The 10,995-nt window shown below is 49.2% G+C and carries 11 protein-coding genes; 8 read left to right on the plus strand and 3 right to left on the minus strand.

The features are described 5' to 3' along the window. The first annotated feature begins 556 nt into the window (after positions 1 to 556). Positions 557 to 3,169 (plus strand): autotransporter outer membrane beta-barrel domain-containing protein, encoded by a 2,613-nt coding sequence (locus tag APU02_RS04500; RefSeq protein WP_082636768.1) that lies wholly within the window; start codon positions 557 to 559, stop codon positions 3,167 to 3,169. Between the two features lie 52 nt (positions 3,170 to 3,221). On the opposite strand, the gene APU02_RS04505 is transcribed toward APU02_RS04500, so the two are convergent. Further along, positions 3,222 to 3,857, minus strand: coding sequence for a helix-turn-helix transcriptional regulator (locus APU02_RS04505; protein ID WP_060569388.1), 636 nt, complete (start codon positions 3,855 to 3,857; stop codon positions 3,222 to 3,224). A 270-nt stretch (positions 3,858 to 4,127) separates the two neighbouring features. Next, complete coding sequence (locus tag APU02_RS26545) at positions 4,128 to 4,382, minus strand: hypothetical protein (RefSeq protein ID WP_157845131.1); 255 nt, start codon at positions 4,380 to 4,382, stop codon at positions 4,128 to 4,130. Between the two features lie 58 nt (positions 4,383 to 4,440). On the opposite strand from APU02_RS26545, the gene APU02_RS04510 reads away from it, so the two are divergent. Further along, complete coding sequence (locus APU02_RS04510) at positions 4,441 to 4,989, plus strand: LuxR C-terminal-related transcriptional regulator (protein WP_060569389.1); 549 nt, start codon at positions 4,441 to 4,443, stop codon at positions 4,987 to 4,989. A 206-nt stretch (positions 4,990 to 5,195) separates the two neighbouring features. Further along, positions 5,196 to 5,477: a DUF5339 domain-containing protein gene (locus APU02_RS04515; protein ID WP_060569390.1), complete on the plus strand. Its 282-nt coding sequence runs from the start codon at positions 5,196 to 5,198 to the stop codon at positions 5,475 to 5,477. A 379-nt stretch (positions 5,478 to 5,856) separates the two neighbouring features. Here APU02_RS04515 and APU02_RS04520 read toward each other — a convergent pair whose 3' ends face one another. Continuing rightward, positions 5,857 to 6,894 (minus strand): aminopeptidase, encoded by a 1,038-nt coding sequence (locus APU02_RS04520; RefSeq protein ID WP_060569391.1) that lies wholly within the window; start codon positions 6,892 to 6,894, stop codon positions 5,857 to 5,859. 278 nt (positions 6,895 to 7,172) lie between these two features. Here APU02_RS04520 and cysD point away from each other — a divergent pair, with 278 nt between their 5' ends. From cysD to ftsB, 5 genes are all read left to right on the plus strand, one after another. Next, positions 7,173 to 8,081, plus strand: a complete 909-nt coding sequence (cysD, locus tag APU02_RS04525) for a sulfate adenylyltransferase subunit CysD (RefSeq protein WP_042288720.1) — start codon at positions 7,173 to 7,175, stop codon at positions 8,079 to 8,081. Positions 8,082 to 8,090: 9 nt separating this feature from the next. Continuing rightward, entirely contained in the window at positions 8,091 to 9,518 is a 1,428-nt protein-coding gene (gene cysN, locus APU02_RS04530; protein ID WP_060569392.1) for a sulfate adenylyltransferase subunit CysN, read from the plus strand. Further along, a complete protein-coding gene (cysC, locus tag APU02_RS04535) occupies positions 9,518 to 10,123 on the plus strand; it encodes an adenylyl-sulfate kinase (protein WP_042288712.1) in 606 nt (201 codons plus the stop codon). Before cysN ends, cysC begins: the two co-directional genes overlap by 1 nt. A gap of 46 nt (positions 10,124 to 10,169) precedes the next feature. Beyond that, complete coding sequence (locus APU02_RS04540; RefSeq protein ID WP_042288710.1) at positions 10,170 to 10,493, plus strand: DUF3561 family protein; 324 nt, start codon at positions 10,170 to 10,172, stop codon at positions 10,491 to 10,493. 182 nt (positions 10,494 to 10,675) lie between these two features. Then, positions 10,676 to 10,987 carry a cell division protein FtsB gene (gene ftsB, locus APU02_RS04545; protein ID WP_042288707.1) on the plus strand — a complete coding sequence of 104 codons (312 nt, stop codon included), beginning with the start codon at positions 10,676 to 10,678 and terminating at the stop codon, positions 10,985 to 10,987. The last annotated feature ends 8 nt before the right edge of the window (positions 10,988 to 10,995 follow it).

Here is a 10,995-nt window from a genome sequence, read left to right on the forward strand (position 1 = left end):
TGACAGATCCCTGCGAAAGCGGGGATTTAATGACGATAACCATGTTGTTATAGGGCTAAAATTCTGAGACTTCCGTCACGGTATCCCGCCATCATGCGCGCGCTTATTTTCCCGAAAATGTCTGACCTCATCCAGCCTGTCATGATACTTTAGCAAAAAGTGCTGAAAGTGAAATTTCGTTATCTCATAAAAAGAGAGCAATATTCCTGGAGTGGTTAAGAAAAATCAGCCAAAAAAAGCATCGGCAATTTTATCTAACTGTTTTTGCAATATGTAAAATTTATATTTATTGGCGATAACTCATTTTGGTTAGGATTTTTCCATTAAAAATCACGTTTCGTAATTATATCACCATCTTGCTTAGTTTTATTCTTTTCCATACCATAGCAATTAAGGGACGGTATATATAGGAAGGAAATCCAACCTGCTGATTTTTTTAATGTATCAGTCGCATCATTTTATTTCCCTCCCGCTATCACCCGCTAAAAATCCCCAAGTATTTTACGCAAGAGGGGCGTTTTTTTTATTTTTATCTGTATCACACGCATGGTATTAAATGATGAAGCTTAAAACACAACTGACGACACTTGCATTTCTGACGGCGATATCATTATCGCAATCTTCCTTTGCCGCGACATTTTGCGGTAGCCGCACCAGCGTATCGTATGGCGGCTCTGCAACGGTGACTGGCGATCTTGACGCAAATCGCTGCATCGAAATTGGCGCATATAACTATGGTGGGGTTAATGGCTACGCTGGCACGGCAATGAACGTCAATATGTTGAGCGGTAGCCTGATGAGTGTGCTCGGTTTTATGGAAGATTCTATCGTCAACTCGGGCGCCGAAGTTTACATCACGCAGGTCTCAAAAATAGCGAATGGTGGTTTTGATAGTACAGTACCCGCTACCGCATCCAATATAAAAATTAAAAGTGGCGGCTTAGTACGCGTATATGATGGTGGCACGCTGCAAAATTCTCATCTGGAAGGGGGGACCGCTTATGTTTCTAACAGTGGGAACACCGGGAGTACTGGTAAAGCCATAGATAATAACGTCAGTGATGGCGGGAAATTATTTGTCTACGAAGGTGGCAGCAGCAGCGGTACCGTTATTGATCAAGGCGGCTACGAATATGCTCAGCAGTCTGGAGTCTCCAGTAATGCGCAGATTAACGGCGGCATCCAGTATGTGACCTTATCGGGTATCGCAAATAGCGCGACCATCAATGAAGATGGACGTCAATATGTCTATAACAGCGGCGTAGTGAATGATACAACCATCAAAAGCGGTGGCATTCAGTACTTGTTTATCAACGGTTCGGATACATCAGCCATTGCCGGCGTCGCCAATAATACGACGTTGTTTGGTACCGGGGCGCAGGTATTACAACAGGGCGGTACGGCTAACATCGTCACCCTGAACGATAATGCCGTACAGACGATTTACGCTGGCTCTGCGGCGAATAATGTGACGCTGAACGATGCGGCGATACAGACGGTGTATGGTAATGCGACCACGGAAAATGCCACCATTAACGGCAGCGCGAAATCCTGGTTGGCGAATAGCGCAACAATGACAGGAGCAACGCAGGTTAATGACCGGGGGCAATTGCAGCTTTCTACATCCGCTGATGGCGGGGCGAGGGCAGATAACGTAGCGCTGAATGGCAGCGATTCAACATTGTTGATTATCGCCAACAGCAGTGACAGTGACGCGGCAACCGTAGGGGCCTTGTCTGGACAAGGTAATGTCAGGTATTACACTGGCAGCTATGCCACCAGCGGTGCGGCTATTTACTCCAGACTGAATGTTGACTCACTGTCTGGCAATTTACATTTTTACTTCAATACCTCTTTAGAAGGCGGCAAAGGGGACTACCTGAACATCACCACGGGTACCGGCAACCATAACGTTACCGTAGCCGATTCAGGTGCGGAGATCACAGAGCCGGATAGACGCAGCCTTGATATTATTTCCGATGCAAGCGGTGGAGCGAGTTTTAGCCTTGCCACGCTCGCCGGTACCAATATTAATGCCATTGACGGCGGTACTTACATGTATTCGCTTTATGAAAGAGATGAAGACACCGGTAAAATTTGGTATCTGGCAGCAGAAAAAGAGCCTGTAGTCGAAATTCCGGAGCCAGAACCGGGAGAAGAAACTCCGACTCCTGAACCGGGCGAAGAAACCCCGACACCTGTCGAACCTACACCTGATCCGGGTCAGGAAATTCCGTCCATCACGGACAAGCCGAAAACCACGCCCGCGACGGATGCTGTGCTTTCTATGTCAGCGGCGCCCGTTATCATGTTTAAAAACGAGATGCAGAATTTACGCTTCCGGCAAGGCCTGGCGGAGAAAACGGAAGGTGACAATGGCGCATGGGTGCGTTTCACGGGTGGAAACTCAAATATCGACAGCGGGCATACTGACTTTAAACTTGAACAATCAGGAATAGAGTTAGGCGTTGACCAAATAATGGCAACCGAAGGCGCCAAAACACGTGTTGGTCTGTTTACAAGCTATAACAGCGGTAAGGTGAAGCATGCGCGAGGGGGCGTAAGCCGTATTGATAGCCTTAGCATTGGCGCACAGGCCACCTGGTTTCACAACGAGGGATGGTATGTTGATGGCATACTGAAGTACAACCATTTTGATAACGCTTTAAATGCAGTATCGACAAATGGAAGCGGTATTTCGGCCGATTACAGTCAACATGCTCTGGGCGCAGCGATCGAAGTGGGTAAGAGCATCCATTTCCAGAACCATTTTTGGTTTGAGCCGTATGCAAAGGTTGCCGCAATTCAGGTTAAAGGTCAGGATATCAAACTGAATAATGGCATGAAAGGCAGCATTGACGATCAGGATTCGCTGACCACAGAAGCTGGTTTTAATCTTGGACGCACTTTCCTGCTAAACAAAGGGACATCTATTACGCCGTATTTCAAAGCGGCGTGGGTGCATGAATATGTCGACAACAACAGTACGACAATTAACCAGCGCAATACGTTTACCACCAATCTTTCCGGTGACCTGGGAAAAGCGGGTATCGGGGTAAGTGCGTCCTTCAACAAGGAGCTTTCACTGTTTGCCGAACTTGATTATGCAAAAGGGAATAAGCAAGAAGACCCTGTTCAGGCGAATCTTGGATTCCGTTACAGCTTCTAATCATCCATGTTCTCTCTTCTGAACAACAAACCGGTACGTTGTGCCGGTTTGTTTACCAGCTGACCCGATGTTTCAGACGTAACTGCTCTAAGCGTTTTAAATTACCCAGTTTCTTACACAGCGAGTATTGGTAATTATAAACACTCTTAACAGAACAGTTGAGTTTTTGTGCGATGAAAGACGTTGAGTGCCCACTTCCAAACATCCTTAAAACTTGCATTTCATTTTCTGTTATTTCAACAATACCTTTAGGTTTGACCTTTTTTCCGCGTAAGATATCTTCTGCGTCCTTCATAAAGGAGGCGCGTTCGTTGCCTGCCACCAGTATAGCAATAATCTCTTTTCTTCTGTTGAACCAGTACCTGGCCATTGACTTCATTGACCGGTCGGTGACCAGTACAATGCTCATCTCAAAATTTTTAAGTTTTTCCAGCCAGGCAATGTCGATGAACAATGGCAGATTCTCAATGCAAAAATCAACAAAGATAACGCCCCTTGGTAATTTGCACGCGTATTTTCTGAAGACTAAATGATGCAGTGATGCCGAGAAAAAATAGTTGTCCTCAGGCCATATGATTATTTTTTTATTTTCACAAAGTACAGCCCAAATGGTTTTTTGATCGCTGGTTGGACAATGTAACCCACAACCTACACAGTGAGTGATATCGGGTATTTCTTTTATTTTCAAAATGTACCTTCACTATTAATTTATTTTCGAAGAGAACCATAATGAAGCGAGTATGAACAAACAGTAAACATGTTTCTTTATCGAAATATATTTACGTTGACATACAGAAAATAGCGGAAATTTAAGAAAAGCCCTTTTCCCGTTAAGCACCCGATCGCCTAAAAGTTAAAAAAGTAGAAAAGAAAAAGCAATGATACTTTGTGATGCCAGGTGTTTTTCCCACACAGAGCGAGAGCTGCTTTCATTTTCGAAGCATTTTGTGAAATACATTTAACATTTTGTGCTATTTACCTTTACATAAACCCGCGCCATCGCCAGCAATAATCCTAAAATTGTCTGGAAAGAATCCTGGTAAACAGGATAAAAAGCAATATCAGTATCGCATAACCTTGAGATACTTTTCTGCGAAGCATCAGAATAATCCATCTTTTCCATAATAATAGAGAAGTGAAATATATCTAGAATAGCAACAAATAAAACAATAATATTTAGATAAGGAATGTTATTTCTCCATAATGGACGCATTGTGAACTACCATAAAGATTACCCCATTAAATGCCAAAGCTGTGCCTGGCAATGTAATATGACCGATACTTTTAACGTGCGCATGCTCAATTGCATGGAGAGTCAATATATTATCTGGCCTATAGGGAATTTCCTACTGGAAAAAGGAATAACTCTCTTGCTGAAGGATAATTATTACAATATTCATTCGGGTGGGATGATTTTTGTTGATTTTTCCCATTATTATCTTTCTCTATTTTCTGACGATGCATGGCTGAATCATTTGAAAAAAGTGCCGATGAAGATAGTTTTGCTTAGCGATCAAACGATGGAGCCTCTTGCCGGTTACTGGAAACATAAGGAAACGTGTATCGTTGATGTATTGACTGTACGAACCTACAAGCCGTTAGCATTGCGCAAGTCCGGACGTATGGTTTCAATGAACCAGAGCCAAAAGATAACGAGGGCGACGGGTCTTGAAGTAAAGATCCTGCATTTACTCCTTTCCGGTTACAGCACCCAGGAAGTGGCGGAAATAGTCAGAATAAGCAACAAAAGTGTTTTTAACCTAAAGTACTCCTTAGAGCGGAAGATGGGTAAAAAGTTGAAAGAATTGATTATTTTATAAATGCCAGTCTTTCTTATCAGCCTCTTCTCATCTGAGGGGCAGGGTTAAAAATGTCGTCAGGCGTCGAACTGTGATCTGTTTGTCGAAAACTAAAATGAATAATCTGAAAATAATGTCTGAAGCTGTTTTACCCTCTCGTTTGCATTACTCTTGATGACGTTATTGCCGGAGGCAGTAACGTCATTTTAACACTGAGGGAAAAACAGATGAAAAAAATCATTTTTGCTACGGCACTGACGCTGGTGTCCGGCACTTCTTTTGCAGCAATCACCGAAACCTGTCAGCAATATTTTGACGATGTTGATACATTAATTGTTGAAGCGTCAAAATCCAGCGAACAAGCTAAACAACAAATGGAGGCCATGAAACCGCAGTTGGAACAGGCTAAAAAACAACTTGCGGAATTACCGGCGGAAAACCAGGATGCTGGCTGTAAGCAAGGTGCGGCGGCGCTGGTTCAAATGAAACAGTCCATGGGTCTCAAATAACGCCCTGGTTATACCGCGTACCGCAATTACTTCCGGGCCGGATAAATCGTTGACGTTATCCGGCTTTTTGCGGTTTGCTATTCCCGTAGGCAAAATGCACCCTTCACATCACATTACTCGTCATCGATTTACTTTGCGTTAAATTGCTTGTTTTATAACGATTCTTCAAGGTGATTATTGGATTTTCTCTTCTCTCATTTTACAGTGCTGACTATTTCGGTAGAAATTTTCAAATAATAATTCCGTATTCCTGCTACTTAATAACAGTTTTATTTCATGAAAAAATAGTGTGGCGCCAGAGAATTGCGTGAAGGCGATCTGTGGTCATGTAGACTGGCAACTGGCCCTGCGTGCGTCAGGGCCAGGCGATATGGGAAACTTAAGACGCTTTCGCCAGCTCTTTCACCAGCGGCAGCATGATACGCATCACGTCCCGGTTGCGGCGCTCAATGCGCCCGGGAAGCGCTTTATCGATATGCTGCTGGTTATCCAGGCGAACGTCGTGCCAGCTGTTGCCTGCCGGGAAGGACGCCGTTTTCGCGCGCTGCTGATACCCGTCTTTTTTACCGAGGTTCCAGTTCGTGGCCTCAACGGAAAGCACCGCAATTCCGGCTCTGTCGAACACTTCCGCATCGTTACAACAGCCGGTGCCTTTCGGGTAATCCTTATTCATCCCCGGATTGGTGGTCGCGGCAATGCCGTGACTGCGGGCAATGGCGAGCGCCCGGTCGCGGGTTAATTTGCGCACGGCTTCCGGAGTGCGCTGTCCGCTATTAAAGTACAGCTTATCGCCAGTAATCAGGTTATCGAGATTAATCACCAGCAGGGTGTTTTTCTTCTCCGCTGCGCTCATACGCTTAAGGAGATTTTCCGCGCCGAGTTTGCCTTCTTCCTCGCCGCTGGTGGCGATAAAACGAATGCCGTATTCGGTGGGGACATCTTTCAGACGTTCGGCCAGCTCGAGCATCACGCCCAGACCCGCGGCGTTATCGTCCACGCCCTGTAGGGTCAACCCGCCCAGATTCGCGTCGATGTCGGCGTCGCTTTGCGGGGCGTAGGTATCCAGGTGCGCCATGATAATAATTTGCTGCGGCGCTTTGCCTTCATGGGCGGCAATCACGGTGCTACCGGTCAAGTTATGCCAGTTCTTGCGGTTATCTTTCGCGGTATAAATATAACGGCTGTTAAAGGTACGAATATCGCTGCGATACCCCATTTGCGCAAACTGCTGACGTAAATAGTCAGCGGAAAGCATTTCAGCCGGGGAACCCGTCATTCGACCGGGAAAGACGGTCGCAATATGCCGGGTTTGTAATGTCGCAAAATCGCCAGGTGACGATGCTGACACCTGTGCGGGAGCCATAAAGCAGACGCCGAGGGCCAGAATGGCGACAAAACGGCGCGTTGCGGAAAACATAGTGAGTCCTTAAATAGCCTGCCAGGGAGACGCCCTGAATACAAAGCAAAAATTTTAACCCGCCTAGTATGAAACCGCGGCCCGACTAACACAATTTCATTTGCTCTGAAATGCCCGAAAAACCGCTGGCTTAAGCACTTTTTGATATTTGCTTTCCCAGATCGTTATTCCTTTGAGGAACTACTCATTCCAATTCGTAATTTCATTCGTTCTGCTGCGCTCCCTATAGTCGGGTTATCTGACGCGCTCGACAGTAGCGGTATTGTAAAGGAACGGCTATGGACCAAAAACGACTCACCCACCTGCGACAGCTGGAAGCGGAAAGCATCCATATTATTCGCGAGGTGGCGGCAGAATTCTCCAACCCGGTAATGCTCTATTCTATCGGTAAAGACTCCAGCGTCATGCTGCATTTGGCGCGTAAGGCGTTTTACCCGGGAACGCTGCCGTTTCCGCTGCTGCACGTCGACACCGGTTGGAAGTTCCGCGAAATGTACGAATTCCGCGACCGTACCGCGAAAGCTTACGGTTGCGAGTTGCTGGTGCATAAAAACCCGGAAGGGGTAGCGATGGGCATTAACCCGTTTGTCCACGGCAGCGCCAAACATACCGACATCATGAAAACCGAAGGCTTGAAGCAGGCATTGAACAAGTACGGGTTTGACGCTGCGTTCGGCGGCGCGCGTCGTGACGAAGAAAAGTCTCGCGCTAAAGAGCGCATTTACTCTTTCCGCGACCGTTTTCATCGCTGGGATCCCAAAAACCAACGCCCGGAACTGTGGCACAACTATAACGGACAGATTAACAAAGGCGAGAGCATCCGCGTCTTCCCGCTTTCTAACTGGACGGAACAGGATATCTGGCAGTACATCTGGCTGGAAAACATCGAGATTGTCCCGCTGTATCTGGCGGCTGAGCGTCCGGTGCTGGAGCGCGACGGCATGTTGATGATGATCGACGACGATCGCATTGACCTGCAACCGGGGGAAATGATCAAAAAACGGATGGTGCGCTTCCGCACCCTCGGCTGCTGGCCGCTGACCGGCGCGGTTGAATCGAATGCCCGGACATTACCGGAAATTATTGAAGAGATGCTGGTTTCGACCACCAGCGAACGTCAGGGGCGGGTCATCGACCGCGACCAGGCAGGCTCTATGGAGCTGAAGAAACGTCAGGGGTATTTCTAAGGAACCGCCATGAACACCACACTTGCACAACAAATCGCCAATGAAGGCGGCGTCGAAGCCTGGATGGTCGCCCATCAGCATAAAAGCCTGCTGCGTTTCTTAACCTGCGGCAGCGTGGATGATGGCAAAAGTACCCTGATTGGTCGTCTGCTGCATGACACGCGCCAGATTTACGAAGACCAGCTCTCATCGCTGCATAATGACAGCAAACGTCACGGGACGCAGGGCGAGAAACTGGATCTGGCGCTGTTGGTGGATGGCCTACAGGCTGAACGCGAGCAGGGGATCACCATTGACGTCGCGTACCGTTATTTCTCCACCGAGAAGCGCAAATTTATCATCGCCGATACGCCTGGGCACGAGCAATATACCCGTAACATGGCGACCGGCGCGTCCACCTGCGATCTGGCGATCCTGCTGATCGATGCGCGAAAAGGCGTGCTGGATCAAACCCGACGCCATAGCTTTATTTCCACGCTGCTGGGGATCAAGCACCTGGTCGTGGCGATCAACAAAATGGATCTGGTCGGTTTCAGCGAAGAGACTTTTGCGCGCATTCGGGAAGATTACCTGAACTTTGCCGGGCAGTTGCCGGGGGATCTGGATATCCGCTTTGTGCCGCTGTCTGCGCTGGAAGGCGACAACGTGGCTTCCCGAAGCGAGAGCATGCCGTGGTACAGCGGCCCGACACTGCTGAAAGTGCTGGAAACCGTTGAGATCCAGCGGGTGGTGGACAACCAGCCAATGCGCTTCCCGGTGCAGTACGTTAACCGTCCGAACCTTGATTTTCGCGGTTACTCCGGCACTCTGGCCTCCGGGAACGTCCACGTGGGTCAACGCGTTCGGGTGCTGCCGTCCGGCGTGGAGTCCAGTGTGGCCCGCATCGTCACCTTTGACGGCGATTTGGAGCAGGCGTTTGCCGGTGAGGCGATCACCCTCGTTTTAAAAGATGAAATCGATATTAGCCGCGGCGATTTGCTGCTGGATGCGGGCGACACGTTACCTGCCGTACAACGCGCCGCTGTAAATGTGGTGTGGATGGCAGAACAGCCGTTGGCACCGGGTCAGAGCTACGAAGTCAAAATTGCCGGCAAAAAGACTCGCGCGCGCATTGACGGCGTGCAGTATCAGGTAGATATCAACAACCTGACCCAGCGTGAGGTGGAAAACCTGCCGCTGAACGGCATTGGCCTGGTTAATCTGACCTTTGACGAACCGCTGGTGCTGGACACCTATTCGCAGAATCCGGTGACCGGCGGACTGATCTTTATCGACCGTCTCAGCAACGTTACCGTCGGGGCGGGCATGGTGCGTGAGCCCATTGCGCAGGCAGCGACAGCCTCAACCGGGTATAGCGACTTTGAGCTGGAACTGAATGCGCTGGTGCGCCGTCACTTCCCCCACTGGGGCGCGCGCGATCTGCTGGAGGGCAAATAATGGCGCAGCATGACGAAAATGTCGTCTGGCATGCGCATTCCGTTACGCCGCACCAGCGTGAGCAACGCCATGGTCATCGTGGGGTTGTACTGTGGTTTACCGGACTTTCTGGGTCGGGAAAATCGACGGTGGCCGGCGCGCTGGAAGAAGCGCTGCACGCGCTCGGCGTCAGCACATATTTGCTTGATGGCGATAACGTGCGCCACGGCCTGTGCAGCGACCTGGGCTTTAGCGATGCCGACCGCAAAGAGAACATTCGTCGGGTCGGCGAGGTAGCGAATCTGATGGTGGATGCCGGGCTGGTGGTGCTGACAGCGTTTATCTCGCCGCACCGGGCGGAGCGGCGGATGGTGCGTGAGCGGGTAGGCGAAGGGCGTTTTATTGAGGTGTTTGTCGATACGCCGCTGGAAACCTGTGAAGCGCGCGATCCAAAGGGGTTATATAAGAAGGCGCGCGCCGGTGAGTTGCGCAACTTTACCGGTATTGATGCGGTTTACGAAGCCCCTGAATCGCCAGAGATTCATCTGAATGGTGAACAATTAGTAACAAATTTGGTGAGTCAATTGTTAGACCTGCTGAGACAGGACGATATTATCAGATCCTGAGACACCTGACCTGTTTGCCCGGTCAGTCAAGGTTACAGGATTCGATATGCGTAATAGCCAGAACATCACCCTCCCGGCGTCCGAAACGTTTTCTGCCGATGACGAAACCACCTGGTCGCTACCCGGCGCCGTGGTGGGATTCGCGTCATGGCTGCTGGCGCTGGGGATCCCTTTTTTGGTGTATGGCCCTAACACCTTGTTTTTCTTCATCTATACCTGGCCATTCTTTCTGGCCCTGATGCCCGTCGCGGTTGTCGTGGGCATCGCCCAACATTCCCTCTTCAACGGAAAATTGCGCTACAGCATTGTCGCCACGCTGCTGACGGTGTGCGCGATGTTCGGCGCGCTGTTTTTGTGGCTGCTGGGCTAAAGCGCGACCGCTGTCCATAATTCAAACCGTAACCAACAATGAGATGATGTTCCCGGGGTGCCGGGTATACGTTATGCAGGGCAAATGTGGTACATTTGCCCGCGTTGTCGCGGCATTCCCGCCCACAGCATAGAGTCGTTTGTGGAAGTATGGGATGATAGTGCCGTTTTTCAGGGGGCAGGATGGGTAAACTAACGCTGCTGTTGCTGGCTTTACTGGTCTGGCTGCAGTATTCGCTGTGGTTCGGTAAGAACGGTATACATGACTACAGTCGCGTCAACGATGACGTGGCGGCGCAGCAGGCGACGAACGCCAAACTTAAAGCGCGTAACGATCAGCTTTTCGCCGAAATTGACGATCTCAATGGCGGTCAGGAAGCTATCGAAGAACGCGCACGCAACGAACTCAGCATGACGAAACCGGGCGAAACGTTTTATCGCCTGGTGCCCGACGCGTCTAAACGCGCGCAAACTGCGGGGCAAAATACTCGATAAACCATCCA

The sequence above is a fragment of the Citrobacter sp. 50677481 genome, assembly GCF_001463265.1.
Classification (GTDB): domain Bacteria; phylum Pseudomonadota; class Gammaproteobacteria; order Enterobacterales; family Enterobacteriaceae; genus Citrobacter_A; species Citrobacter_A sedlakii.